At 62.7% G+C, this 25620-nt stretch carries 25 protein-coding genes; 13 read left to right on the forward strand and 12 right to left on the reverse strand.

From position 1 onward, the window contains the following. The first annotated feature begins 40 nt into the window (after window positions 1-40). Both NKH04_RS07885 and NKH04_RS07890 read left to right on the forward strand, forming a co-directional pair. On the forward strand, window positions 41-412 hold the full coding sequence (locus NKH04_RS07885; RefSeq protein ID WP_352472295.1) for a DUF4258 domain-containing protein: 372 nt from the start codon (window positions 41-43) through the stop codon (window positions 410-412). Continuing rightward, window positions 405-863: a helix-turn-helix domain-containing protein gene (locus NKH04_RS07890; protein ID WP_352455217.1), complete on the forward strand. Its 459-nt coding sequence runs from the start codon at window positions 405-407 to the stop codon at window positions 861-863. Before NKH04_RS07885 ends, NKH04_RS07890 begins: the two co-directional genes overlap by 8 nt. 58 nt (window positions 864-921) lie before the next feature. Here the strand turns inward: NKH04_RS07890 and NKH04_RS07895 are convergent, their stop codons facing one another. The 6 genes from NKH04_RS07895 to NKH04_RS07920 form a co-directional block, all read right to left on the reverse strand. After that, window positions 922-4056, reverse strand: a complete 3135-nt coding sequence (locus tag NKH04_RS07895) for an efflux RND transporter permease subunit (protein WP_352472294.1) — start codon at window positions 4054-4056, stop codon at window positions 922-924. A gap of 208 nt (window positions 4057-4264) precedes the next feature. Further along, on the reverse strand, window positions 4265-5413 hold the full coding sequence (locus NKH04_RS07900; RefSeq protein WP_352542218.1) for an efflux RND transporter periplasmic adaptor subunit: 1149 nt from the start codon (window positions 5411-5413) through the stop codon (window positions 4265-4267). Window positions 5414-5475: 62 nt separating this feature from the next. Further along, entirely contained in the window at window positions 5476-6084 is a 609-nt protein-coding gene (locus NKH04_RS07905; RefSeq protein WP_352502064.1) for a TetR/AcrR family transcriptional regulator, read from the reverse strand. A 237-nt stretch (window positions 6085-6321) separates the two neighbouring features. After that, window positions 6322-7962 carry an acyl-CoA synthetase gene (locus NKH04_RS07910; protein WP_352990042.1) on the reverse strand — a complete coding sequence of 547 codons (1641 nt, stop codon included), beginning with the start codon at window positions 7960-7962 and terminating at the stop codon, window positions 6322-6324. 89 nt (window positions 7963-8051) lie between these two features. Continuing rightward, window positions 8052-8366 carry a type II toxin-antitoxin system RelE/ParE family toxin gene (locus NKH04_RS07915; RefSeq protein ID WP_352970966.1) on the reverse strand — a complete coding sequence of 105 codons (315 nt, stop codon included), beginning with the start codon at window positions 8364-8366 and terminating at the stop codon, window positions 8052-8054. Window positions 8367-8383: 17 nt separating this feature from the next. Then, the gene (locus NKH04_RS07920) at window positions 8384-8629 is read right to left on the reverse strand and encodes a type II toxin-antitoxin system ParD family antitoxin (RefSeq protein ID WP_352453248.1); all 246 of its coding nucleotides are present in this window, start codon (window positions 8627-8629) and stop codon (window positions 8384-8386) included. Window positions 8630-8775: 146 nt separating this feature from the next. Here NKH04_RS07920 and NKH04_RS07925 point away from each other — a divergent pair, with 146 nt between their 5' ends. The 4 genes from NKH04_RS07925 (at window position 8776) to NKH04_RS07940 (ending at window position 12484) form a co-directional block, all read left to right on the forward strand. After that, entirely contained in the window at window positions 8776-9741 is a 966-nt protein-coding gene (locus tag NKH04_RS07925; RefSeq protein WP_352990045.1) for a sugar-binding transcriptional regulator, read from the forward strand. A gap of 81 nt (window positions 9742-9822) precedes the next feature. Next, window positions 9823-11877: a bifunctional aldolase/short-chain dehydrogenase gene (locus tag NKH04_RS07930; protein WP_352990048.1), complete on the forward strand. Its 2055-nt coding sequence runs from the start codon at window positions 9823-9825 to the stop codon at window positions 11875-11877. A gap of 75 nt (window positions 11878-11952) precedes the next feature. Next, the gene (locus tag NKH04_RS07935) at window positions 11953-12210 is read left to right on the forward strand and encodes a type II toxin-antitoxin system RelB/DinJ family antitoxin (protein ID WP_352472285.1); all 258 of its coding nucleotides are present in this window, start codon (window positions 11953-11955) and stop codon (window positions 12208-12210) included. 1 nt (window position 12211) lies between these two features. Further along, the gene (locus NKH04_RS07940; protein ID WP_352502059.1) at window positions 12212-12484 is read left to right on the forward strand and encodes a type II toxin-antitoxin system YafQ family toxin; all 273 of its coding nucleotides are present in this window, start codon (window positions 12212-12214) and stop codon (window positions 12482-12484) included. Window positions 12485-12502: 18 nt separating this feature from the next. Here the strand turns inward: NKH04_RS07940 and NKH04_RS07945 are convergent, their stop codons facing one another. The 6 genes from NKH04_RS07945 to NKH04_RS07970 all read right to left on the reverse strand — a co-directional run bounded on the left by NKH04_RS07945 (window position 12503) and on the right by NKH04_RS07970 (window position 17314). Then, window positions 12503-12952, reverse strand: a complete 450-nt coding sequence (locus NKH04_RS07945; protein ID WP_352681013.1) for a GNAT family N-acetyltransferase — start codon at window positions 12950-12952, stop codon at window positions 12503-12505. Further along, window positions 12949-13224, reverse strand: coding sequence for a DUF4440 domain-containing protein (locus NKH04_RS07950; protein WP_352472318.1), 276 nt, complete (start codon window positions 13222-13224; stop codon window positions 12949-12951). The genes NKH04_RS07945 and NKH04_RS07950 overlap by 4 nt, the downstream gene beginning before the upstream one ends. A gap of 10 nt (window positions 13225-13234) precedes the next feature. After that, window positions 13235-13474 (reverse strand): hypothetical protein, encoded by a 240-nt coding sequence (locus NKH04_RS07955; RefSeq protein WP_353044192.1) that lies wholly within the window; start codon window positions 13472-13474, stop codon window positions 13235-13237. 147 nt (window positions 13475-13621) lie between these two features. Then, a complete protein-coding gene (locus tag NKH04_RS07960; RefSeq protein WP_352472282.1) occupies window positions 13622-14677 on the reverse strand; it encodes a substrate-binding domain-containing protein in 1056 nt (351 codons plus the stop codon). Window positions 14678-14723: 46 nt separating this feature from the next. Then, window positions 14724-15719, reverse strand: a complete 996-nt coding sequence (locus NKH04_RS07965; protein WP_352590252.1) for an ABC transporter permease — start codon at window positions 15717-15719, stop codon at window positions 14724-14726. A gap of 83 nt (window positions 15720-15802) precedes the next feature. Beyond that, complete coding sequence (locus tag NKH04_RS07970) at window positions 15803-17314, reverse strand: sugar ABC transporter ATP-binding protein (protein WP_353044193.1); 1512 nt, start codon at window positions 17312-17314, stop codon at window positions 15803-15805. A gap of 135 nt (window positions 17315-17449) precedes the next feature. Between NKH04_RS07970 and mtnK the strand changes: the two genes are divergently transcribed. From mtnK to NKH04_RS08005, 7 genes are all read left to right on the forward strand, one after another. Next, window positions 17450-18721 (forward strand): S-methyl-5-thioribose kinase, encoded by a 1272-nt coding sequence (gene mtnK, locus NKH04_RS07975; RefSeq protein ID WP_353044194.1) that lies wholly within the window; start codon window positions 17450-17452, stop codon window positions 18719-18721. Then, window positions 18718-19812, forward strand: coding sequence for an S-methyl-5-thioribose-1-phosphate isomerase (gene mtnA / locus NKH04_RS07980; protein ID WP_352503010.1), 1095 nt, complete (start codon window positions 18718-18720; stop codon window positions 19810-19812). The genes mtnK and mtnA overlap by 4 nt, the downstream gene beginning before the upstream one ends. 181 nt (window positions 19813-19993) lie before the next feature. Then, a complete protein-coding gene (locus NKH04_RS07985) occupies window positions 19994-20878 on the forward strand; it encodes a helix-turn-helix domain-containing protein (protein ID WP_353044195.1) in 885 nt (294 codons plus the stop codon). 130 nt (window positions 20879-21008) lie between these two features. Continuing rightward, the gene (locus NKH04_RS07990; protein WP_352503008.1) at window positions 21009-21668 is read left to right on the forward strand and encodes a 2Fe-2S iron-sulfur cluster-binding protein; all 660 of its coding nucleotides are present in this window, start codon (window positions 21009-21011) and stop codon (window positions 21666-21668) included. Between the two features lie 3 nt (window positions 21669-21671). Further along, window positions 21672-22658, forward strand: a complete 987-nt coding sequence (locus NKH04_RS07995) for an FAD binding domain-containing protein (RefSeq protein ID WP_352743510.1) — start codon at window positions 21672-21674, stop codon at window positions 22656-22658. Window positions 22659-22729: 71 nt separating this feature from the next. Beyond that, window positions 22730-23200, forward strand: coding sequence for a nuclear transport factor 2 family protein (locus NKH04_RS08000; RefSeq protein WP_353044196.1), 471 nt, complete (start codon window positions 22730-22732; stop codon window positions 23198-23200). Window positions 23201-23297: 97 nt separating this feature from the next. Further along, entirely contained in the window at window positions 23298-25607 is a 2310-nt protein-coding gene (locus tag NKH04_RS08005; RefSeq protein ID WP_352542230.1) for a xanthine dehydrogenase family protein molybdopterin-binding subunit, read from the forward strand. Window positions 25608-25620 lie beyond the last annotated feature (13 nt).

A 25620-nucleotide genomic window follows, 5' to 3' on the forward strand; every position in this document is an offset into this window, starting at 1 on the left:
TAGATGATGCACCGGAAGGAATGCCATAGAAGGGGGATTTGTGACGATCACGCAACCTTGGGATGCCGGCCGTGCGACGATTGAAATAAGATCTATCGCGAGAAATCTGAAACTAAACATCTCGTACAAGCTGCATGCGCAGGATCGGCTTTCCGAACGCGGCTTGATCATGTCTGATGTGCTGCATGCGCTCAAGTTTGGAAATGTGTACCAACCACCTGTGCCCGCAACCCGGCCGGGTCATTTCCGTTATCGCGTGGAGTGCAAGACACCGAACAGCGGGAGTCGATCCATCGGGGTCGTTATCATCCCTTCCAAGAACGGATGTCTCGTCAAAGTTATTTCGGTCATGTGGATCGATGAGTTCGAGCGAAAAGCGGGCTCGATAATTGGAGTTGAAGCTGATGAATAACGCACACCACTACACAGAAAGCGGTCTGCTCAACGTTTACATCGAAGGCATCGCCGTTGAGGTGGATGACGATGGCGACGACATCATCACGATTCCTGCTGTGAATGAACTGCATCAAGTAATCGCGCTTGGGATCGTAAGCCATGCCAAGGGCATGAGCGGGGACGAGCTTCGTTTCCTGCGCTCCGAAATGGGTCTGACCCAAGCTGAATTGGCCGCCATGGTCCACCGTGACAAGCAGTCGATTGGCCGATGGGAGCGCAACGAAATCGACATTGACAGCTCGGCTGAGGCCCTGGTGCGTCGTTTGGCAATCGAAAAGCTGGGGCTGCCTGTTGACGCGGGAATCGATGAGTTGTCGCGTCGGAGCGTTCCTACCGCGGACGAGCAACCGATCAAAATACAGAAAATGAATAACGATGCTCGGCCGTACGAACTGATTGCGGCCTGACCCGACCCTGATAACCCCGCCTCGGCGGGGTTATCTATGGAAGACGTTCGCTCGACCGCTATTCGGCCGCCAGGGCCAGTTGCGGCCTTTCGTTCTTTTCTTCCGTCTCGGCCGGCTGCTCCACCACCTTCTTGGGCTCCCTGCCGAAGAACAGCGCATAGGCTGCCGGCAGGACAAGGATGGTCAGCACCGTGGCGACGAGAATGCCGCCCATCATGGCGTAGGCGAGCGGCCCCCAGAAGACGCCACGCGAGATCGGGATCAGCGCCAGCACCGCCGTCAGCGCCGTCAGCACGATCGGCCGGAAGCGGCGCACCGCCGAGCCGATGATGGCCTCGGAACGCTCCACGCCGGCGGCGATGTCCTGGTCGATCTGATCGACCAGGATGATCGAGTTGCGCATGATGATGCCGAGCAGGGCGATGACACCGAGGATGGCGACGAAGCCGAACGGCGCGCCGCTGATCAAAAGTGCCGCCGCCGCGCCGATGATGCCGAGCGGACCGGTCGCCAGCACCAGCATGGCCTTGCCGAAATGCTGCAGCTGGATCATCAGCAGCACGACGATGACGGCCAGCATGATCGGCGCTTTCGCCGCAATCGAGGCCTGGCTTTCGGCCGCATCCTCGGCGCCGCCCTGGATCTCGATCTTGTAGCCGGGTGCGAGGCTGGCGCGCAGGCCCTGCATGTCGCTGTACATCTTCATGGCGACATCGTTCGGCTGCACGCCGTCCGGAAGCGTGGCGCGTACGCTGATGGTCGGCAAGCGGTCGCGCCGCCATTCGACGCCTTGCTCCAGCACCGGGACCACCTTGGCGACCTGCGACAGCGGCACGGAGCCGCCGAAATCGGTCGGGATGTAGACGGAGTCGACCGCCGACAGCAGGTGACGGCTTGCCTCCGGCTCACGGGCGACGATCGAAACCGTCTCCTCGCCGTCGCGGAAGTCATCGAGCGGCGCTCCCGACATGGCCGCCTGCAGCGTCTGGCGGATGCGCTGCGAGGTGACGCCGAGCGCACGGGCGCGATCCTGGTCGATCACCAGCTTCATCGTCGGCACCGGCTCCAGCCAGTCGTCGTGGATGGCGCCGAGCAGCGGATTTGCCTGGAACTTCGCCTTCACCTCGTCGGCGATGCGGCGCACCTCCTGGCGATCCGGACCCATGACGCGCATCTGCACCGGCCAGCCGGTCGGCGGACCAAGGAACAGGCGGTCGACCTTGGCGCGGATCGATGGGAAATCATTGGCCAGGATGGTGCGCAGCTTGACAATCAGCCGCTCGCGGGCCGGTTCGTCATTGGCCATCACCAGAAGCTGGGCGAAATTCGGGTTGCGAAGCTGCTGGTCGAGCGGCAGGAAGAAGCGCGGCGCGCCTTCGCCGACATAGGTGGCGATGAAGCGCTTGTCCTTGTCGTCCATCATCCTGGCTTCGAGCGCCTTGGCTTGGGTCTCGACTTCCTTGATGCTGGTGCCTTCCGGCAGCCAGAGGTCGACAAGGATTTCCGGGCGCGACGATTGCGGGAAGAAATTCTGCGGGATGAACTGGAACGCCCACAGGCTGGTGGCAAACGTCATCAGCGTCATCACCAGGACGATGATGCGGTGGCGCACCGCCCATGCAACGGTCGAGCGAAGACGGCGGTAGAAGCGCGTGTCGAAGACATCGTGATGGTTGCCGGCGTGCTTGCGCTGCTTCAGGATCATGTGGCCGAGCCATGGCGTGAAATAGACCGCCGCGAACCAGGACACGACCAGCGCGATGCCGACGACGTAAAACAGGGTGCGCACATATTCGCCGGCCGTCGAGGCCGCGAAACCGACGGGGATGAAGCCGGCCGTGGTGATCAGCGTGCCGGTCAGCATCGGGAAGGCGGTCGAGGAATAGGCGAAGCTCGCCGCCTCGACCTTGACCAAGCCTTCCTCGAGCTTTCGCTCCATCATTTCGACGACGATCATCGCGTCGTCGACCAGGAGGCCAAGGGCGATGATCAGCGCGCCGAGCGAAATGCGCTGCAGGTCGATGCCGAGCTCGTACATGATGGCGAACGTGGCGGCCAGGACCAGCGGAATGACGATCGCGATCACCAGGCCCGAGCGCCAGCCGATCGACAGGAACGATACGAAAAGCACGATCAGCAGCGCTTCGCCGAGCGCTTCCATGAACTCGCTCACAGCCTCCTTCACGACATGCGGCTGGTCGGAAATCTGATCGACCGAAACGCCATAGGGCAGCGCCTCTTCGAAGCGCTTATAGGTCGCTTCGACGTCCTTGCCGACGTCGGTGACGTTGAAGCCCTTGGCCATGACGACGCCGAGCTGGACGCTGTCGTGACCGTTGAAACGGTATTTGCGCTGGTACGGATCCTCGAGGCCGGAGGTCACGGTGGCGATGTCGCCGAGGCGCGTCACCTGGTTGCCGGCGCGCAGGCGAAGCTCGCGGATGTCGGCCGCCCTGGTAACATCGCCCTCGACCGAAATGCGCACCGAACGCTGGCCGGTGTCGACCGAACCTGCCGGGTCGACATTGTTCTGGCCTTGGATCGCATTCTGCAGGTCGGTCAACGTCAGGCCGCGTTCGGCAAGCACCTTGGATGAAACGTCGATGTAGAGCTTTTCCGGCTGGTCGCCGATGATCACGGCCTTCTCGACACCGGGCGTCGTCAGCAGCATGTCGCGCGCCTGGATGGCGAATTTCTTCAGCTCGGGATAGCTGTAGCCGTCGCCGCTGATCGAATGCAGGGTGATGAACGTGTCGCCGAATTCGTCATTGAAGTAAGGCCCGAGCAGCCCCTGCGGCAGCTCATTGGCGATATCGCCGACCTTCTTGCGCACCTGATAGAAAGCATCGGCGACCTGCGCTGGATTGGTGTCGCCCTTGACCTGCAAGGTGATGATGGCGCTGCCGGCGCGGGTGTAGGAGCGGACGAAATCGAGGTGCGGCGTTTCCTGCAGCTTGCGCTCGATCTTGTTGACCACCTGGTCCTCCATCTCCTTGATCGAGGAGCCTGGCCAGATCGCCTGGACGACCATGACGCGGAAGGTGAAATCGGGGTCTTCCTTCTGGCCCATGCGCATCAGGCCGAGTGCACCGGCGACGATGATCAGCCCGAACAGGAAGCGGGCAATGCTCGGATGGCCGATTGCCCAGCGCGAAAGATTGAAAGACCGCTTTTCATTGGTGTCGATGGTCATCGGCGTCAGTCCGTTTCAATTTGATCAACAGAGCACGCGCTTTCGCATGCCCAAGGAACTTCCGATGTGGGCTTCCGGGCGGCGTGGCTTTCCGAGTTGAGAGATCTACATCGCGGTGGGACGCGAGGATCGACGTGGGGGTTACATCGACCTGAGATCTCGAAAATCGGGGGCGCCTGCCGCCCGGAAACCGTGAATTGCCTGGCCGTCAGCGCAAGCGCCTTGCAGCGTCATCGGCCGACGCCGACTGTTGCGCTGCATCACCGGTCAGCTTGACTTTCAGATTCTCGGTCATGAACTGCGTGCCGGCGGCGACGACGACGTCCCCCGGCTTCAGCCCATCGGCGACGCTGACGCCGTCGGGGGTGAAGGCGGCGACCTTGACCGGATGCGCATGGACGGTCCCGCCGTTGCGGTCGACTGTCCAGACGATCGATTGGCTGTCCTTTTGCGCCAACGCGGCCAGCGGGATCGACACCAGCTGCTGCCGGTTGTCCACCGCGGCTTCGATGGAGGCGGTCATGCCTAGCAGCACGCGAGGATCGTTGGGCAGGCTGACGCGAACGGCAAAGGTGCGCGACTGCGGATCGGCGCTGCCGGCGACTTCGCGGACCTTGCCGTCGAGCGTCAGCGCCTCATCGGACCAGAAGCCAGCCTTGACGGTCTTGCCCGGCTTGAATTCGGCGATATCGGTTTCCGGAACAGCGATCAGGACTTCCTTCTCGCCGTCGATGGCAACGGTCACCACCGGCGTGCCGGAGCCGACCACCTGGCCGACATCGGCGGCAACTGATGTGACGATGCCGTTCTTGTCCGCCTTGAGATCGGTATAGCGGACCTGGTTCTGTGCCTGGGCAAGCTGCGAGCGGGCGGAGTCTCGCGTGGCGACCGCCTGATTATAGGCGAGCGTCGCCTGCTCGAGCTGCGACTTCGGGGCGAAATTCTTGGCGTAGAGCTGTTCGGCCCGCTTGCGCGTAAGCTCGACTGTCTCGACCTGACGGTCGGCAGCATCGAGGCTGGCCTGAGAGCTTCTCACCGAGAGCTCGTAGTCGGTGGGATCGACGCGGGCGAGAACGTCACCCGGCTTGACGCGGTCACCGATGTCGACAAGGCGCTCGGTGATCTTGCCGTTGATGCGAAAGCCGAGATTCATCTCGGTGCGGGCACGCACCGATCCGGAATAGGAAAGCTGACGGGTATCGCTCGCCTTGGCGATCTCGACCACCTTGACCGGGCGGATGATCTCGGTGACCTCGGCTTTCTCCTGCGAGCAGCCGGCGAGGCCGAGAGCGGCAACGACAATCAGTGCCAGGCCGGCGGCCGGTCGCCTGTAGGTGATGGACTTGGACAAAGACACTTTTCGTACTCCCGAACTGTGGAGATGAATTGCCGACATCACCGCCCGACGGGCGGCAATGGTCATTTCTTCAAGGCTCTGATGGCAAACTCGGTAAGCTCGTCCGGCGTCGCCCGGTTCTTCTTGGCGAGGCACTGGGCCATTATCTGCGGATGAGAGAGGCTGATAATGGCAGCGCCGAAACACCGGGAAGCGATCACCGGATCCTGATCGATGAACTCGCCGGTAGCGATTCCCTCGCGGATCACTTCCGCGACCAGTTCATGGATGCTGTCGATGTGCTTTTCGATGACGTGCCAGTCGCGCTCGATGGCGACGATGACCATCTCGTGCACCTTCTCCTGGTCGATCATGGTTTCCAGCGTCCACTGATAGTGCGTATGCACGTAGCGGCGGAGCTTCTCGCTGGCGGTGCCGGAACCATGGCAGGCCTCGTAGCTCAACCGGTAGCAGGTCTCGAGCATGCGGCCGCAAACCGCCTGGTGGATTTCCACCTTGGAGGCGAAGAAGCGATAGATATTGGCAGTCGACATGCCGAGTTCGCGCGCAATGTCGGCGACGTTGGTCTTGCCGTAGCCGTAGTGGCGAAACAATCGCTCCGCGCAATCCAGGATGCGCGTGACATTTTCCTGGCGGGCGGAATCGGCGGTGGTGTCTAGGGTTTCAAGCATCTCGTTGGCCAATCTACGACTGACGAATTTATAATTTCGTCACTCGTAAATTGAAAACCATCATCTGTCAAGGCGCGATTTCGGCTGCTGATGACAGATGGTGACATCCCTGGACGGAGTTGGCCCATGAAACGCATGTGGTTTCCGCCACGCGCGCCTGCAACGCCGCCCCGTGTTTTTTTGCGAAGGATCTTGAAAAGATGCTTTCCGAAATCGGTTCCGTTTTCGGATCAGGCCCTAAGCCCGCTTTGCCATCTCCCGCAGCCGGAACTTCTGGATCTTGCCCGTCGAAGTCTTCGGGATTTCCGCGAAGATCACCGCTTTCGGCACCTTGAAGCGGGCGAGCAGCGCGCGGCAGTGCTCGATTACCTCCGCCTCGGTCGCCGCCTTGCCCGGCTTCAGCTCGACATAGGCGACCGGCACCTCGCCCCATTTGTCGTCGGATCGGGCGACAACGCCGCAAGAAGCGACGGCGGGATGCTTGTACAGCGCCTCCTCGACCTCGATCGAGGAGATGTTTTCGCCGCCGGAGATGATGATGTCCTTGGAACGGTCCTTGAGCTGGATGTAGCCGTCCGGGTGCATGACGCCGAGGTCGCCCGAATGGAACCAGCCGCCGGCAAAGGCCTCATCGCTCGCCTTGCGGTTCCTGAGATAGCCCTTCATGACGATATTGCCGCGGAACATCACCTCGCCGATCGTCTCGCCGTCGGCCGGCGTCTCTTGCATCGTCTGCGGGTCCATCACCGTCAGGCCTTCGAGCGCGGCATAGCGTACGCCTTGCCTGGCCTTCTTCGCCGCCCTCGCCCCTTTCTCCAGCAGGTCCCACTCGCCGTGCCATTCGTTGACGACGGCCGGCCCATAGGTTTCGGTCAGGCCGTAGAGATGGGTGACGGCAAAGCCCGCATCGGCCATGCCCGACAGCACCGCCTCAGGCGGCGGCGCTGCGGCGGTGTTGAAGGTGACGGTCTGCGGGAATTGCCGCTTGTCCTCGTCCAAGGCGTTGATCAGCACCGACATGACGATGGGTGCACCGCACAGATGGGTGACGCCGTGATCGGCGATGGCGTCGTAGATCGGCTTCGGCCGCACCCAGCGCAGGCAGACATGCGTGCCGGCCTGCACGGCAAGCGTCCAGGGAAAGCACCAGCCGTTGCAGTGGAACATCGGCAGCGTCCACAGATAGACCGGGTGCTTGCCCATCCCGGCATGGATGGTGTTGGCATAGGCCATCAGTGCCGCGCCGCGGTGGTGACAGACGACGCCCTTCGGATTGCCTGTCGTGCCGGAGGTGTAGTTGAGCGAAATGGCATCCCATTCATCGTCCGGCATCGACCAGGCGAAATCCTCGTCGCCGTCGGCGACAAACGCCTCGTAGTCCAGCGTGCCGATCCGCTCGCCCTTGGCATAGGGCGCATCGGCGGCATAGTCGGGATCGTCGTAATCGATCAGCAGCGGCCTGACCTTGGCCAGCGTCAGCGCTTGCCGAACCACGCCGGCGAATTCGCGGTCGACGATCAGCACCTTGCTTTCGGCATGATCGAGCTGGAAGGCAATGACGGCTGCGTCGAGGCGGGTGTTGAGCGAATGGAGCACCGCCTTGGTCATCGGCACGCCGAAATGCGCCTCTAGCATCGGCGGTGTGTTGGACAGCATGACGGTGACGGTGTCGCCCTTGCCGACGCCGCGCTTCGCCAGCGCCGAGGCAAGCCTCAGCGAGCGCTTCCAGAAATCGCGATAGGTCGTGCGCTGGCGGCCATGGATGATGGCGGTCCGGTCAGGAAAGGTTTTTGCCGCCCGCTCAAAATAGGTTAGCGGCGTCAGCGGCTGGTGGTTGGCCGGGTTCCTGTCGAGATCCTGTTCGTAGGGATTGCCCATCCCGTCCTCCGAATGTCTGGTCGAGCCTTCTTACCACCAGATCCTGAGCGCGTACTGGATTCGTGCACCGCCATCAGACCCTTCGCCCATTACTTGGGACGCCCCTCCCCGCCCTCACCCTCCGGCCACAAAGCGTCGATGTCCCGATGCCCTTCCACGATATTCGCCACTTCGAAAAAGTCGCCATTATAGCGGAAGAAAATCACGTATCCCCTGAAAGCGAAACTTCGGACGTCCGGCCGGAGTTCGGGACGAGCACGACCAATCGTCGCCGGCAAGCTCGCCAGATCACGGCATTTCTGGCGCAGAGCATCCACAAAACGCCCGCCAATCAACAGGCTGCCGCTTTCACGAGTGAGGTATTCAAGGATATTGACCAAATCTGCTTGTGCCGACGGCAGCATGCGCAGCCGTGGCACTCCTAAAAGCCTTCCCTTGCGAGTTGCTTGGCCTTGGCTTCCAAGGCGGCGTCAATATCCTGCTCGGTGGCTTCGCCGCCTTCAGCAAACGACTTGTCCACCATGGCACGGAGCGCCTTCAGCTTTTCCTCGCGCTCTTCGACAAGGCGCAGGCCCTCGCGCACGACTTCGCTGGCAGAACCGTAGCGGCCGCGCTTGACGATGTTGGAAACAAAGGTTTCCCAACGCTCTCCCAGTGATACGTTCATTGTCGGACCTCCTGATCGGTTTATTGTACCGAGATAACAATAAATGCGCAATTACTGACATCCGGGATGCCAAGTGTCGGATCAGGTGCGCAGCCTAAGGTTTGACTTTTGTCGAGAGCCGTGAATAATGTCAGCGAGGAGATGGCATGGCGATCCGACCGGCAGAACAGCTTATCCACAAGGCCGCCTGGCTTTACTATGCACACGGCCTGCGCCAGGACCAGGTGGCCAGCCAACTCAAGATTTCCCGTGCCTCGGTGGCGATGTATCTGCGCAAGGCGCGCGAGACCGGCATCGTCAACATCTCGACCTCGACCCAGCTTTTCACCGACGACGTGCTGGCGCGCAAGCTCGAAGACGCACTGCAACTCGACGCCGTCTGGATAGCGCCGGAAAACGGCTATGTCGCCGACCCGTCCACTGACATCGCGGTGCTGGCGGCAAGCGTCTTTCTCGAGCTGGTCAGGAAGGGCGACCGCATCGGCGTCGCCTGGGGGCGGACCATCTACACCATCGCCGACATCATGTCCTATGCCGATCTGCAGGACGTCACCGTGGTGCAGCTCTGCGGCAATCTGGGCGCCCCCTATTCGTACCGGCCGGACCAATGCACGATGGAAATCGCGCGCCGGCTCAATGCCAAGGGGCTGAATTTCTACGCGCCGCTGGTGCTGACGACGGAAGAACTGGCACGCGGCCTGCGCGCCGAGCCGGTGATCCGCGAGCAATTGTCGGGCATCGGCGAATGCGACCTGGCGCTGTATTCGGTAGGCTCGGTGGACACCGACAGCCATCTGGTCAAATGCGGCGCGCTGACCGAGAGCGAAATGGCTGCATTGCGCAAGGTGGGTGCGGCCGGCGTCATTGCCGGGCAGATCATCGACGCCCGAGGCCAGGCGCTTGACTGCAGCTACAACCGCCGGCTGATTTCGGCAGAGCTGTCATCGCTGCGCAGCATCGAAAAGCGCCTTGTGGTGGTGCAGGAGGACAGCAAGTTCGAACCGCTCGTCGCGGCGATCGCCGGCGGGCTCTGCACCCATCTCGTCGTCGGCGCGCGCATGGCGCGACGGCTGCTCGACCATGCCGGAGCAGCAGCAAAAGAGGTCGCCTGATACCTAGAGCCGCCGACGCATTGTCATTAAGGCGTCGCGGTATTCCTGTTCACAACAAAAGAGAAATCGGACGAAGCTGACATGAAGAACCTGTGGAATGACGGCGAGGCGGAGAAGCTGGTCGCCGACTATGCAAAGAAGGGTGTGGCCCGCGACCTGGCGCTGCGCGTCTATACGACCAGGCTGCTGGGCGGCGAGCCGCGGCTCGTCCTCCATGGCGGCGGCAACACATCGTGCAAGACCAAGGCCATTGATCTCGTCGGCGACGAATGGGACGTGCTCTGCGTCAAGGGCAGCGGCTGGGACATGGGCGTCATCGAGCCGCAGGGCCTGCCGGCGGTCAAGCTCGGCGCGCTGTTGAAGGCGCGGTCGCTCAAGAAGCTCTTCGACGAGGACATGGTCGCGCTGCAGCGGGCGAACCTCATCGATCCGTCCTCGCCCAACCCTTCGGTCGAGACGCTGCTGCACGCCTTCCTGCCGCACAAATTCGTCGACCACACGCATTCGACGGCGATCCTGGCCATCGTCGACCAGGAGGACAGCGAAGCGCTGAGCCGGAAGGTGTTCGGCGCGAAAATGGGATTCGTGCCTTACATCATGCCGGGCTTCGATCTGGCCAAGGCGGCCGCCGATGTATTCGACGCCGATCCGACGGTCGAAGGCCTGATCCTCGACAAGCACGGCATCTTCACCTTCGGCGACGATGCCAGGCAGGCCTATGACCGGATGATCCATTATGTGAACGTCGCCGAGGATTTCATCGCTGGGAACGGCAAGCCGCGCACCGAAAAGGTGGCACTGCCGGCCAGGCTGGCGAAGCCCGCGGAGATTGCGCCGATGCTGCGCGGCGCAGCGGCGGTGGCACGCGGCGAAGGCCGCTTCGACCGCATGATCAGCGATTTCCGCACCTCGGATGCGATCGTCGATTTCACCAATTCGGCAAAAATTGCCGACTATGCCGGACGCGGCGTGTCGACACCCGACCTGTCGATCCGCATCAAGACCGGACCGATGGCACTGCCGGCGCCGGACGCGGACAAGGTCGGCGACTACAAATCCGTCATCCGCCAGCATGTCGAGAAATTCGCCAAGGACTATCGCGCCTATTTCGAAACCAATGATGCGCTCGACGACGTGAAGCGCACCATGCTCGACCCGATGCCGCGGCTGACGCTGGTGCCCGGCCTCGGCATGTTCGGCCACGGTCGCACGCTCAAGGATGCGAAGATCGCCTCCGACGTCGGCGAAATGTGGATCGAGGCGGTACGCGGCGCCGAAGCCGTCGGCGATTTCCGCCCGCTCTCCAAAGCCGACCTGTTCCCGCTCGAATACTGGTCGCTGGAACAGGCCAAGCTCGCCGCCAACAAGCCGAAGCCGCTGACCGGCCAGGTGATGCTGGTCACCGGCGGCGCCGGCGCGATCGGTGCTGCCACGGCAAAGCTGTTCGCCGACAACGGTGCCCATGCCGTCGTCGTCGATCTCGATGGCTCAAGGGCTGCCGAGGCGGCAAAAAAGGCCGGTAACAATTCGATCGGCATTGGCGCCGACATCACCGATCCGGTGCAGATGCGCGCCGCCTTCGACAAAGCGGTCGACGTCTACGGCGGCCTCGACATTCTCGTCTCCAATGCCGGTGCTGCCTGGGAGGGCCGGATCGGCGAGCTCGACGACGCCACCTTGCGCAAGAGTTTCGAACTCAATTTCTTCGCCCACCAGTCGGCGGCGCAGAATGCCGTGCGCATCATGCTGGAACAGGGCACCGGCGGCGTGCTGTTGTTCAATACCTCCAAGCAGGCGGTCAATCCGGGGCCGAAATTCGGCGCCTATGGCATTCCCAAGGCGGCAACGCTGTTTTTGTCCAGGCAATATGCCCTCGACTACGGCGCGCATGGCATCCGCTCCAATGCCGTCAACGCCGACCGCATCCGTTCGGGGCTGTTGACCGACGCCATGATCGCCAGCCGCTCGGGCGCGCGCGGCGTGTCGGAGAAGGAGTACATGTCGGGCAACCTGCTCGGGCAGGAAGTGACGGCAGAAGACGTCGCCCAGGCCTTCCTGCATCAGGCGCTGGCCGAGCGGACCACCGCCGATGTGACGACGGTCGACGGCGGCAACATCGCGGCTGCGTTGAGATAGCCCCTGATCGGGATCACTCTTGCGAAATTGGTATTTTGTAGCTACATTGTGGCTCAGACCTCAAGGAGTCACAACATGGCAACGGATACCGTGGTCCGCGCTCGGATCGATACGGCGACAAAGGATCAGGCAACGGAGGCCTTGGCGGCAATGGGATTGTCCGTTTCCGACGCCATTCGCCTGCTGCTGGTCCGCGTCGCCGCCGACAAGGAATTTCCCTTCCCGGTGAAAGTGCCGAACGCAACGACTCGAAAGGCCATGACCGAATTGGAACGTGGCAAGGGCAAGCCTTTCGCCTCGGCCGATGAGTTGTTCAAGGATTTGGGAATGTGACGTGCTGACGCCCGTTCGCTCTGGGCAATTCCGTCGCGACGTGAAACGTGCGGAGAAGCGGGGCAAAGATCTTGGCAAGTTACGCGAACTGCTAGGCCTCCTGCTCGCCGGAGATGAGCTACCGGCGAGCTATAAGGACCACTCGCTGAAAGGCGATTGGAAAGGCTTTCGTGACGCTCACATAGAACCGGACTGGCTCTTGATCTACCGAGTTGCCGGCGATGAACTCCAGCTAGCTCGCACCGGCTCCCATTCCGATCTGTTCAACGAATAGCCGAAGCTGTCGCGAAACTTAGGAATTCTGCGACTGGAAAGGGAACGAGAAGCGATACACGTTGCTCTCCCGCCGCTCGAAACCAAGTTTCTGATATAAAGCGTTGGCAGCCTTTCGCGACGGGCGGGAAGTTAAGTCCACTGTTCTTGCGCCAGCCTCTTGTGCCTGCCTCAGCGCTTCTCGTGTCAGGGCTTCCGCGAAGCCCTGACCTCGACGGCCAGCGTCAACAACGACATCTTCAATTATAGCCCTGATCCCCGTAGGGATTTCGAAGAGCACGAGCGTCAACATGCCAACGTAGGCACCCTCTTCCGAACGGGCTACGAGAAGAATAGTAGCAGGCGATTTTACGACCCTAGTGATGCTGTCGAATGTTGGGGTGGCTGCCGTCGTTGATAGTTGAGACACCAATTGGGAGATCGCTTCCGTCACGGTCGGAGTCGCCTCTGTCAAAACCTCAATCTTCACAAGCTACCTCTCCGAGGTTCGCAAATATCCGAAACTGACGACACATACGGAACAATCGTTCCTTGATGGAAGAGCATCTGCCATCGCCCATCAAAAAGCTTCCAGATCGAACTCCGAAGAGTCCTCCTCTCAGGCGTCCCCCCATCTGATCGGCGGATACTACGATATAGAACCAAGACAGCATCCGCCGCGATGGGCTTGACGGCGAAATCACGGATTTCAGGTAGAGTGGCTCTGCCCGAGTGCGTTTCTTGGAACAGAGAATCAATCACTACAGCTTTGTCATAAACCCGCCAGAACTGCCAAAATCCAAGAAATTTCCCCCAAAAATGGGGAGACGGCGTCCCGGGAAGAACGAACCTCTGGCCAGTGCAATTGCTGTTCGATCTGCTTAAAGACTTCAACATCAATCTCATTCGCTGACATCATCAGCCTTTCGCAAAACTCCCGATAAACCGATACTTTCGCGTATGATTTTTGCAACGTTGCAAAATCGGAACTGGCGACAATTAAATCCGGCAAACCCGCGGTGAAAACATCTTCGGCAAGACAAGAAGAGCCGCCTGCAACACCCTGCAGCAGGCGGCTCTTGGTTCCGAGTACGCGTCTAGTTCCACATGTCCGCCAAAGGCTTATAGCGTTGTCCGCTCTTTCCTTTTGCTTGAAACGCTACTTCGCGTTCGGGTTCGGCATCCAGGTCGGCATCGCGACATCGGCATGGGCGAATTGCGGCAGCTTGGCCGAGAGGTCCTCCATGTTCTTAATGTCCTTGTCGAGCAGATCCTTCTGGGTGATCAGCGTCGGCGGCACGATGACGTTGTGGCCGGGATCCTCGCCGGCCAAGAGCTGCGCCAGCGCACGCACCGAGACCTGGCCGACGACGGCCGGGTTGGTGGCGGCGGTTGCCGCCCAGGCGCTGTCCGGCTCGCGCATCGCGGCGATATCCGAGGTTGAGATGTCGGCCGAATAGATCTTGATGTCCTTGTTCAGCCCGGCCTCGTCGACCGCGATCTTCACGCCCTTGGCGAATTCGTCATAGGGCGCGAACATCACCTTGATGTCGGGATGGGCCGATAGCACCGAACGGGCCTGGTTGGCGACCGAATTGGCGATCGGATTGTCGAGCGTGCCGAACATGGCGGCTTCGTTGATGCCCGAATATTTCTTCTTGAATTCGACCCAGGTCTCGTTGCGGCGGTCGAGCGGCGCGATGCCGGCGACATAGACATAGCCGGCCTTCCAGCTCTCGCCATTGTCCTTGACCGCCTGTTCGAGCGCCAGGCGCGCGAGGTCGCGGTCGGACTGTTCGATCTGCGGGATCTTGGGGTTTTCGACATTGACGTCGAAGGCGACGACCTTGATGCCGGCGTCGACCGCACGCTGGGCGGCATCCTTCATCGATTCCGTCAGTCCGTGCTGGATGATGATGCCCTGGACGCCGAGCGCGATAGCCTGGTCGACCATGTCCGCCTGAAGCGCCGCGTCCTGGCGGCTATCGAGCACGCGCAGGTCGACACCGAGCGCCTTGGCCTGCGCCTCGACGCCGGAAAGGTAGGCCTGGAAGAAGTCGCCGGTCGAGAGATAGCGGACCAGCGCTATCTTGACGGCACCCGGCTTGTCGAACGGCGCCGGCCTGTCCTGCGCTATTGCCGGCATCTGCATCAGCAATGTTGCGCCGGCAAGCCCGAGCGCTGCCTTCCCCAAAAGCCTTCTTGTGATGTTCACGTCGTTTCCTCCACTTGTTGAACCCAAAATATGACCCGGTCGAACCCTATCTCCTGCCCCTGCCGGAAAGGGCGAAGGTAAAGACAAGGGCGACCACGAGAACCACGCCCTTGACGAAATCCTGCGTGTAGTAAGGCGCGTTCATCATCGTCAGGCCCTGCAGCAGCACGCCGACAAACACCGCGCCGACAGCCGTGCCGAAGGCGTTCGGCTTGGCGGCGCCGAGAACCGCGTAACCGATGAGTGCCGCAGCCACCGCGTCGAGCAACAGATTATTACCCGAGGCGATGTCGCCGCGTCCAAGCCGGGCAGCGAGCAAAATGCCGCCGATCGAGGCAAAAACTCCCGAGATAACGTAGGCCCAGATTTTGTATGCCTTGACAGGCGCGCCGGCGAGTTCTGCGGCGCGTTCGTTGCTGCCGACCGCATACATCATGCGCCCGAAACGCGTGTATTCGAAAAAGAACCAGATCAGCACCGCCAGCACGAGCAGAACGACGACCGACACCGGAATGAGGTTCGGGATGAAGAAATCGAAGCGATGGCGGCCAAGCGCCAGGAACGCGGCGCCGAAGCTGCCGTTGGCGACCGAGCCGTCGGGCATGGTCATGCCGGTGGCGATCGAACGGCCTTCGGTCGGGATGCGCTGCAGGCCGACAAGCAGGAACATCATGCCGAGCGTCGCCAAAAGGTCCGGAACCCGCATATAGACGATCAGCCAGCCATTGATCAGACCGACGACGGCGCCGATCACAAGACAGACGACTACCGCCACGACGGCGTTCTGCCCCAGCACCACCATGACATAGGCAGCCGCCATCATGGCGCTGGTGGCGACAGAGCCGATCGACAGGTCGAAGCCGCCGACGACCAGCGTGGCGGTGACGCCGAGCGCTAGAACGCCGGTGATGGCGACCGACTGGAAGATGAATACAGCACTTTGCGGCGAGACGAAACCATCGGCAGCGACGGCGAAATAGGCGATCAGCCCGAACAACAGAACGATGAAGCCGTAGCGAATAGCATTGTCGCGCAGGATCATTCAGCGCTCCCGCACGCCGGCACCGTCTTTATCCAACCCGAATTCATGCCCTCTCCATTCCAATTCTCATCGTCATCCCGCCGTCAGGCTGCGCTGTGCAACGGCCCGCCCGCCACTTCGGCCAGCAGACGCTCGAGATCGACATCGGTATTGCGGTGCTCGCCGACGATCGTCTGCTCCGACATCACCAGGATGCGATCGGCCGTCTCCAGCGCTTCGTCGAGTTCGGTGACGAACAGCAGCGTCGCGCGGCCGTGGGCGCTGGCCCGCAGCTTGGCGGCGATGTCGCGCCTAGCCGAAATGTCGACGCCCTGAAAGGGCTCGTCGAGGATGAAAAGCCTTGCCGCCTGCGACATCCAGCGGGCGACCATCACCTTCTGCTGATTGCCGCCGGAAAGCGACGCCATCTCGTCCCTCTCCGAGCGGCAGACGATGCCGAGCTCCTGGATCTGCTGGCGGGCAATGGCGCGTTCGATACGGCGTTTGAGAACACCGAGACGCGACATGCGGCTGTGGAACGGCAGGCTGATATTCTCCTGGATGTTGAAGTCGCCGACGATGCCGTTTTCGCCCCGGTCCTTGGCGACGAGAAACACACCGGCGGCAATCGCTTCGCCGGTCGATGCCGGAGCATAGGGTTTCCCGTTCAGCACCATGGTCCCGGCCAGCGGCTGGCGCAGGCCGAACAGCGTCTCGGCGAGCACGGTCTTGCCGACACCGACAAGGCCGGTGATGGCAACGACCTCGCCATCGCCGAGGGTCAGCGAGATCGGCCTGGCGCCTTCAGCAATCCGCAGCGCGTCGGCAGTGAAAATTGCTTTGGCCGAATTCCTGGCGACGATCCGCTCGAGCTGGATCTTGCGGCCGAGCATGGCGTTGACCGCACCTTCGTAATCCAGCGGCTTCTTGTCGAAGATGCCTGAGATGACCCCGTCGCGCATCGAAATGATGCGATCGGCAAGCCGTCTTATATCCGACATACGGTGCGAGATGTAGAGGATGGCCACGCCTTGCTGGCGAAGCCGGTCGAGCAGCGCGAACAGCCGGTCGGCTTCAGAGCTGGACAGCGAGGAGGTCGGCTCGTCGAGGATCAGCACTTTCGGCCGGTGCGCCATGGCGCGGGCGATCGCCACCATCTGGCGGTCGGCCAGAGAGAGATCGCTGATCCGGGCCTTGAGGTCGATGGCCAGTCCCATGCGGTGGGCCACCGCCTTTGCCTCGCGACGCACCCGGCCTGGATTGAACAGGGTCGGCACGCCGCTGCCGCTCAACCTGTCGAGGGTAAGGTTGGTGGCGACGTCGAGGTCGGCGACGACACCGTCATTGATGTTCTGGTGGACGGTAACGACGCCGGCGCGGATCGCCCCCGCCGGCGTTTTCGGGTCGAACACGTGACCGGCAAGCGACATCGTGCCGCCGCCATGATCGTAGACACCACTGATGATCTTGACGAGGGTGGATTTGCCGGCGCCGTTGGCGCCCATCAGCACGGTCACTTCGCCGGCACGCAATTCGAGCGAGACGCCGCCAAGCACCTCGATATGGCCAAAGGATTTCCTCAGGCCGTCGACGCGGAACACGGCATCATTGCCCATTCGTTCCTCCCTGAACATGACGCTATGGGCTATATCGGCAATTGTCAACACGATTGACAATTGCCAGCAGGCTTCCTAGCTTGGCCCGACCGCGTTGGCTCCGCTATCATCGGAGCACATGAGCGGGAGGTGAGGATGACTGGGAAATCGCCGTTCGAAGCACTGTCGGTCGAGACACTGGCGGGCCGTCTCGGTGCCAACGAGGCCCTGTGTTCGCAGATCGGCAAGGATACGAGCCAGTGGAAGGTTCGTGAAGTCGGCGACGGCAATCTGAACCTGGTGTTCATCGTCGAGGGTGCTGAGGGTGCGGCCGTCGTCAAGCAGGCCCTGCCCTACGTCCGGCTGGTCGGCGACAGCTGGCCGCTGCCGCTAAAACGCTCCTTCTTCGAATACCATGCGCTGACGCGGCAACAGGCGCGGGCGCCGGGTTCGGTGCCCTATATCTATCACTTCGACGAAGGCCAGGCGCTGATCATCATGGAGTATCTGTCGCCGCACATTATCCTGCGGCGGGCGCTGATCGAAGGCCGGCAATTGCCCAACATCGCGACAGACATCGGCTTGTTCATGGCCCGCACGTTGTTTCGCGGCTCCGACCTGCATATGGCGACCAAGGACCGCAAGGCCGATCTGGCGCTGTTCGCCGACAATGTCGAACTCTGCGACATCACCGAGAACCTGGTTTTCTCGGATCCGTATTTCGACGCCAAGATGAACCGGCACACCAGCCCGCAGCTCGACGGCATTGTTGCCGAGCTGCGCGCCGACCGCGACCTCAAGGTCGAGGCGCAGCGCATGAAGCACATCTTCGCTGCCAATGCCGAGACGCTGCTGCATGGCGACCTGCATTCCGGCTCGATCATGGTCACCGACACCGAAACGAGGATGATCGACCCCGAATTCGCCTTCTACGGGCCGATCGCCTTCGACGTCGGCATGCTGCTCGCCAACTTCTGGATGGCGTTCTTCTCGCAGCGCGGCCATGAACAGGACGGAAGCCGCGACGCCATGCGTGACTATCTGATCGGCGTTACGGTCGAGACATGGTCGGTGTTTCGCGCCGAGTTCTCGCATCTGTGGCGAACCGAGCGTACCGGCATGCTCTACCAGAAGAGCCTGTTCGAAGATCAGGGCGACAGGCTTGGCGCCGAGCAGGCGCTAGACCACATGCTGCATTCGATCTGGACCGATCTGCTCGGCTTTGCCGGCGTCGAGGTTCACCGGCGAATTCTCGGCCTTGCCCACAATGCCGATTTCGAGACCATTGCCGATCCGGATCTGCGCGCCAGATGTGAGGCAAAGGCGCTGAAATTCGGCCGTCACCTCGCCGTCAGCCGGCGCCAGATCCACAGTATCGACGAGGTCAACCGGTTGGCCGCGCTGATCGAACGGGAGAGCAGGATTTGAACGTCGGCGACCGCCACTACCGCACCATCTGGCCGAGTGACGACGGGCGTTCGGTGGAGATCATCGACCAGCGCTGGCTGCCGCATGATTTCCGTATCGAAAAGATCGATACCGTCGTCGGCATCGCCACGGCAATCCGCGACATGTGGGTGCGCGGGGCGCCGCTGATCGGCGTCACCGCGGCCTATGGCGTCGCCATGCAGATGGCCGACGATCCGTCGGACGCAGCACTCGACGCCGTCTGGGCAACCTTGCACGAAACGCGCCCGACGGCGATCAATTTGCGCTGGGCGCTGAACGAAATGCAGCGCTTCCTGCTGACGCTTCCGCTGGCAGAACGTGCCGCGGCTGCCTATCGGCGTGCCGGCGAGATCGCCGACGAGGATGTCGGCCTCAACCGCGCCATCGGCGCCCATGGGCTCGAAATCATCAAGGCGATCGCGGCGCGCAAGCAGCCGGGCGAACCAGTCAATATCCTGACCCACTGCAATGCCGGCTGGCTGGCCACCGTTGACTACGGCACTGCCACCGCGCCGATCTATCTGGCGACGGAAGCCGGTATTCCAGTCCATGTCTATGTCGACGAAACGCGACCCCGCAACCAGGGTGCCCAATTGACCGCCTGGGAGATGGCCGGCCACGGCGTGCCGCATACGCTGATCGTCGACAACGCCGGCGGCCATCTGATGCAGCGCGGCCAGATCGACATGGTCGTCGTCGGCACCGACAGGACCACCGCCGACGGCGATGTGTGCAACAAGATCGGTACCTATCTCAAGGCACTGGCGGCCGCCGACAACGACGTGCCGTTCTATGTCGCGCTGCCGTCGCCGACGATCGACTGGACCGTGGGCGACGGGCTGGCCGACATCCCGATCGAACAGCGCTCGCCCGACGAGGTCTCACTGGTCTGGGGCAAGACCGCTTCCGGCGAGATCGCCCAGGTCCGCGTATCCCCGGAAGGCACGCCGGCGGCCAATCCGGCCTTCGACGTGACGCCGGCGCGGCTGGTCACCGGCTTGATCACCGAACGCGGTGTCGCTACGGCCTCGCGCGAAGGCCTGAGGGTGATGTTTCCCGAGCGCGGATGATCGGCTTTTCCGGGAGGGTGCTCCGGATTTGCCTGATCTCACGATTTCTTGAACACGGCACGGTTAAAAACGCCCGTTGCCGGTCCCACATGGACGGCCGTATGCGTAGCGGCGGGGCGGCGCCCAACGCTCGAAGCCGGGGCTGCCCACGGCTCGGCGAGTGAACCAGCGGGATACCGCGATGTCATTCAGACCGTTGCTTGGTGACGGACGGGTTCGGAGCCAGGACGAGAAGTCGGAGCCCCTGCAAACCGCGTCATGGGTCAGCTCCTCGATCGTCTTCGACAACCGGCGGTGGGCGTGCCGGGAGGCGGAGCTCCGCTGGACAGCCCCTCATCATCTGATCGTGCTGACCGAAGAAGGCGGCACGTCCCATACATCCATCCGGCACGAGGCACGATCCCTTTACGACGGAATGGACCGTCCCGGAGCCCTCACCTTCGTCCCGGCAGGCGCGGAACGACAGGGCTTCTATCGCGATGTAAACCTCTCCTATTCAGCCCTGTGGATCGATCCCGATATCGGGCTTCCCGGATGCGAACGCCTGAAGAACCTGCCTATACTGGTAAACAAGAAAGACGCGGTCGTCGCCACGCTCTTGAGTTCGCTTCGTGACGAGATGGCACTCGGCCACAAGCCAGACACTGCCTATGTCGAGCATCTGGTCGCCCTCGTCAGTCTCCGCGTGGCCAACCTGAGCCGGGAGCAACCGCGGTTTGTACGTCACGGCTGTCTCAGCCGCCGGGCACTTGGTCGCGTTCGGGATTACATCGATGCGCATATGAATTCCGACATTTCGCTAAGCGAGCTGGCAGCCGCCGCGGGCATGGCCGTCGACAGTTTTGCGCGTCGCTTCAAGGCGACGACCGGCCTTGCACCCTACGCCTATGTGATCGAGGAACGGGTGCGGCGAGCGGAGGCGCTGCTGCGCGAAACGGGTTTGTCGATCGGTGTCATTGCCTTTCGGCTCGGCTTCTCAAGCCAGAGCCACTTCACCACGACCTTCCGACGTCTGAGGGGCATGACGCCTCGTGCCTATCGGGTGAATTCTTCTCCAGAATCCTGATAGTGCCGCCGGTTTCTTGAAAGAAAGCCGCCGCCCGCACTCCCACCTCCAGTGTCGTTGGGTGACAGAACCCGAGGGTTCGCTCGGGTCAAGTTGCCGTCTGCGCTTCATTGCGGCTGGGAGATCATGCATGGCCAAAACGGACAACAGGAGCGGGCCGACGCGTCGGATGGTATTGGAAGGCGGTGTTGCGACCGGGGTGCTCCTGGCTACCGGACTACCGGTTGACGCCGAGCCGGCCGAGACCGTCACGGCGGCTGCATCGTCCTCGCCGCTACCGACGATGACGATGTCGTTACGGATCAACGCGAAGGATCTTGCCGTCGAGCTCGACCCGCGGACGACGCTGCTCGACGCCCTGCGCAACCATCTCGGCCTCACCGGCTCGAAGAAGGGCTGCGACCACGGCCAGTGCGGCGCATGCACGGTGCTCGTCGATGGGCGCCGGATCAATTCCTGCCTGACGCTTGCCGCAATGCATGAAGGCGACGAGATCACCACGGTCGAGGGCCTTGCCGAGGGTGACCGGCTGCATCCGGTCCAGGCCGCCTTCGTCGCCCGCGACGGTTTCCAGTGCGGCTACTGTACGCCAGGCCAGATCTGCTCGGCGGTCGGCATGCTGGGCGAGGCGCGGGCCGGCTGGCCAAGCCATGCGAGCGCCGACGTGGCAGCGGCTTCCGTCGCTCTCACCGATGCCGAGATCCGCGAGCGGATGAGCGGCAACATCTGCCGTTGCGCCGCCTATCCGAACATTGTCGCTGCAATCCGCGACGCGGCAGAGGAGGCATGAGCAATGCAGTCCTTCACTTATGAACGTGCGGCGAGTGCTGAGCAGGCGGCGGCCGCGGTTGCGGCCCGGCCGGACGCCAAGTTCATCAGCGGCGGCACCAACCTGCTCGACCTGATGAAGCTCGAGATCGAGCGCCCAGCGCATCTCGTCGACATCAGCCGGCTGCCGCTTGATCGGATCGAGGAGACGGCGGAAGGCGGACTTCGGATCGGTGCCCAGGTCCGCAATAGCGATCTTGCCGCCGACCCGCGGGTAAGGTCGCGCTATCCGATGCTCACGCAAGCGCTGCTGGCGGGAGCGTCCGGACAGATACGCAACAAGGCCTCGACCAGCGGCAATCTCCTGCAGCGCACGCGCTGTCCCTATTTCTACGACCGCAACATGCCCTGCAACAAGCGCCAGCCGGGTTCGGGCTGCGCGGCACTTCAGGGCTTCAATCGCATGCACGCCGTACTCGGCGCGAGCGAAGCCTGCATTGCGGTCCATCCCTCCGACATGGCGGTCGCCATGTCCGGGCTCGACGCCAGGATTGAGACCGTCTCGCCCGGCGGCGAGACCCGCACGATCCCGATCGGCGATTTCCATCGGTTGCCCGAGGCGACGCCCCAGGTGGAGACCGTGCTCGGCCACGGCGAAATAGTCGTCTCGGTTGCCCTGCCGCCGCCGCCACCCGGCCGACAGGTTTACCGCAAGGTGCGCGACCGTGCTTCCTACGCCTTCGCGCTGGTGTCGGTGGCAGCAATCGTCGAGAAAAGCGGCGACCGTATCCGAAGCACTCGGATCGCCATGGGCGGCGTGGCAGCGAAACCCTGGCGCGCGACGGAGGCGGAGCGCGCGCTGGCAGGCGCGGCGGCATCCGACGGTGCCTTTAGCGACGCGGCCGAAGCCGCGCTCGCCGGAGCCGTCGGTCATGGCGCCAATGGTTTCAAGATCCCGCTGGCGAAACGGACGATACGGCACACGCTGGCTGCTGCCGCCGAGAGTGCATGAGGCGATGCGATGACAGAGACGACGACCCCGAACCGCTGTTTCCAGATGCCGGCGCCGAGCAGGAGATCGATATGAAACTCACGCGACGCGCCGTTGCGGCCGCGGGTGGCGGCCTTCTCGTCTCTGCCGCCACAGCCTGGGGCGCCACATCCGACCCGGGAGCTCGTCACGGGCTCGAGGCCGCCGTAGACGCCTTCTTTGCCGGCTGGGCCTCTGGCGACTGGACGGCATTCCTTGACTGTTGCGATGAGACGATGACCTTCCAATTCCCTGTCGGCGAGCAACGAGGCCGACACCGACCGCCAGAGGGCAAACGGGCACTCGCAGCCTGGACCGCCGCGCATCAAGCGCAGGGGAACAGGATCACGAAATCGACCGTCGATCTCAAGCTCTTCGCCGCCGACTGGGTCATCGTCTGCGATCGCGGGAGCGGGACAATCGGTGGCGCGCCCTACACTGGCCTGCATGCGATCTTCATGCGAGCCGGCCCAACAGGGAGGCTGGTCGAGTTTCGCGAGTATTTCGGCGAGATCGCCGCGTGAGCTCCGGCCGCCGCGCGACGAACATAAAGGTGCGAGGAAGCGCGTCGTCGCGGCCTCGATGCCTCCGAACTCCAGATGAAAAATCTTTAGGTGACTTATGAACGAGACCATACCCGGACTGCCCGGCTCCGCCACCCATTCAAGGGTGAAACCTCGTGCCGATGCTGGCATCATCGGGCGGCCGATCGACCGCATCGACGGTCCGCTCAAAGTGACGGGCGGCGCCACATACGCTTACGAGAATGAGCTGGATGGTACAGCCTATGGCTACATTCTCGGCGCCTCCGTCGCCAAGGGCCGCATCGCCGAGATCGACACGGCCGAAGCCGAACGGGCGCCGGCAGTGCTGCTCGTCATGACGCACCGGAATGCGCCGGCCCAGCCGGATTTCGGCCCAACGGTCACGCCAACGGTGCCGGAGGTCTTCGCGCGCCCCCGGCCCGCGCTCAACAGCGATCAGGTACGGTATTACGACGAGCCGGTCGCGCTGGTCGTTGCGGAGACGTTCGAGGCGGCGCGCGCTGCTGCGGGCCTCATCAGAGTACGCTACGACGAGGAGCCGGGCCTCTACGATCTACCGGGACATATCGCCGACGCCTACGCGCCAAAGCGGACCAATGCCGGCTTCGAGACCGACAGCGTGGTCGGCGACTTCGAGCGCGCCTTTGCGACGGCGCCGATCAAGATCGATTCCACTTACGGGACCCCCTTCGAACATCACAATCCGATGGAGCCGCATGCGACGCTTGCTGCCTGGTCAGGCAACGAGCTGACGATCCGAACATCGGCGCAGACCCTCGCGAACTTCCGGGCCGGGGTCGCCAGCACGCTTCGCATCCCGCTCGAGCGAGTGCGCATCGTCAGCCCCTTCATCGGCGGAGGCTTCGGCTCCAAGCTGATTGCCCATGCCGACACGATCCTGGCCGCACTTGCAGCGCAGGTGCTGCAGCGCCCCGTGAAGATCGCGCTGACGCGACAACAGATGTTCGCCAATGCCGGTCATCGCGCAGAGATGGTCCAACAGGTACGTCTCGGCGCGGACACTGACGGGCGGCTCACCGGGATCGCGCACGATGTCTGGTCGGCAACGTCCAGCTTCGAGGAGTACTGCGAACAAACGGCAGTTTTTGCGCGCTCGCTCTACGCGGCGCCGAACCGTCTCACCCGCCATCGCCTGGTTCCGCTGGACATCAACCGCGGCGAATGGATGCGCTCGCCCGGCGAAGCGCCCGGCATGCTGGCTTTCGAATGCGCCATGGATGAGCTCGCCGAGCGCGCCGGTCTGGACCCGATCGAACTCAGGATCCGCAACGAGCCGGCACAGGATCCCGAGCGCGGCGTGCCGTTCTCCACCCGCAATCTCGTCGCCTGCATGGAGGAAGGCGCCCGCCGTTTCGGCTGGGAGCGGAGAAACCCGACACCGGGCCGAACTCGGGAGGGCCGCAAGCTTATCGGTCACGGCATGGCGGCGGCGATCCGTCCGAACTATATCGGCGCGGCGACGGCGCGGGTTGCGATCGACCGGGACGGTCGGGTGACGGCGCGGCTCGACATGACCGATATTGGGACCGGCACCTATACGATCCTGACTCAGATTGCCGCCGAGAGCCTCGGCCTGCCGATCTCGTCCGTCAAGGTGGAGCTCGGCGACAGCCGCTTCCCGCGTACCGCCGGCTCCGGCGGATCCTGGGGCGCAGCAAGCGCGGGTTCGGCCTTGCATGATGCGTGCAACATCCTCAAGAAACAGATCCTGGAGGCGGCGCAGTCGAACGAAGCCTCGCCGTTGCGCGGCGCGAACGCCACCGAGGCAAGCTTTGCCGACGGCGAGGTCAGGGTCGGCCAGCGATCGGCGAGCCTGGCCGATCTTATCCGAGGGATCTCTCCCGACGGGCTCGAAGCCGAAGGCTCCGTAGCCGCGGGCGCCACCACCCAGTCATACAAGACCTATTCGCAGCATTCCTATGGCGCGCATTTCGCAGAGGTCGCTGTCGATTGCGATACCGGTGAAATCCGCATGCGCCGGATGCTGGCTGTGATCGGCGCGGGCCGTATCCTCAACGCCAAGACCGCGCGCTCGCAAATCATCGGCGGCATGACCTGGGGGATCGGTGCAGCGCTGATGGAGCAGACGGTGCTCGACCCGCGCTACGGCCACTTCGTCAATCACGATCTTGCCGAGTATCATGTGCCGGTCAATGGCGATGTCCCCGATATGGAGGTCGCCTTCCTCGAGGAAGACGACGACAAGGCCAACCCGCTTGGCGCAAAGGGTCTCGGCGAGCTCGGCGTGTGCGGTGCGGGGGCTGCTGTCGCCAACGCCGTTTACAACGCGGCCGGCGTGCGAGTGCGTGAATTTCCCATCACCTTGGACAAGGTGCTGCCTGCCTTACCTGTGATCGCTATTTGACGCTCTCCTCCCT

It is taken from the genome of Mesorhizobium sp. M1365, from assembly GCF_040317865.1.
Taxonomy (GTDB): domain Bacteria; phylum Pseudomonadota; class Alphaproteobacteria; order Rhizobiales; family Rhizobiaceae; genus Mesorhizobium.

Bases quoted from the DNA above. Each gene is read 5' to 3' on its own strand.
- NKH04_RS07965 (WP_352590252.1), bottom strand. From the start codon at position 15,719: ATGATCCTGCGCGACAATGCTATTCGCTACGGCTTCATCGTTCTGTTG.
- NKH04_RS07910 (WP_352990042.1), bottom strand. From the start codon at position 7,962: ATGGGCAATCCCTACGAACAGGATCTCGACAGGAACCCGGCCAACCAC.
- NKH04_RS07930 (WP_352990048.1), top strand. From the start codon at position 9,823: ATGAAGAACCTGTGGAATGACGGCGAGGCGGAGAAGCTGGTCGCCGAC.
- NKH04_RS07905 (WP_352502064.1), bottom strand. From the start codon at position 6,084: ATGCTTGAAACCCTAGACACCACCGCCGATTCCGCCCGCCAGGAAAAT.
- NKH04_RS07915 (WP_352970966.1), bottom strand. From the start codon at position 8,366: ATGCTGCCGTCGGCACAAGCAGATTTGGTCAATATCCTTGAATACCTC.
- NKH04_RS07990 (WP_352503008.1), top strand. From the start codon at position 21,009: ATGGCCAAAACGGACAACAGGAGCGGGCCGACGCGTCGGATGGTATTG.
- NKH04_RS07890 (WP_352455217.1), top strand. From the start codon at position 405: ATGAATAACGCACACCACTACACAGAAAGCGGTCTGCTCAACGTTTAC.
- NKH04_RS08005 (WP_352542230.1), top strand. From the start codon at position 23,298: ATGAACGAGACCATACCCGGACTGCCCGGCTCCGCCACCCATTCAAGG.
- NKH04_RS07895 (WP_352472294.1), bottom strand. From the start codon at position 4,056: ATGACCATCGACACCAATGAAAAGCGGTCTTTCAATCTTTCGCGCTGG.
- NKH04_RS07995 (WP_352743510.1), top strand. From the start codon at position 21,672: ATGCAGTCCTTCACTTATGAACGTGCGGCGAGTGCTGAGCAGGCGGCG.
- NKH04_RS07920 (WP_352453248.1), bottom strand. From the start codon at position 8,629: ATGAACGTATCACTGGGAGAGCGTTGGGAAACCTTTGTTTCCAACATC.
- NKH04_RS07985 (WP_353044195.1), top strand. From the start codon at position 19,994: ATGTCATTCAGACCGTTGCTTGGTGACGGACGGGTTCGGAGCCAGGAC.
- NKH04_RS07925 (WP_352990045.1), top strand. From the start codon at position 8,776: ATGGCGATCCGACCGGCAGAACAGCTTATCCACAAGGCCGCCTGGCTT.
- NKH04_RS08000 (WP_353044196.1), top strand. From the start codon at position 22,730: ATGAAACTCACGCGACGCGCCGTTGCGGCCGCGGGTGGCGGCCTTCTC.
- NKH04_RS07970 (WP_353044193.1), bottom strand. From the start codon at position 17,314: ATGGGCAATGATGCCGTGTTCCGCGTCGACGGCCTGAGGAAATCCTTT.
- mtnK (WP_353044194.1), top strand. From the start codon at position 17,450: ATGACTGGGAAATCGCCGTTCGAAGCACTGTCGGTCGAGACACTGGCG.
- NKH04_RS07935 (WP_352472285.1), top strand. From the start codon at position 11,953: ATGGCAACGGATACCGTGGTCCGCGCTCGGATCGATACGGCGACAAAG.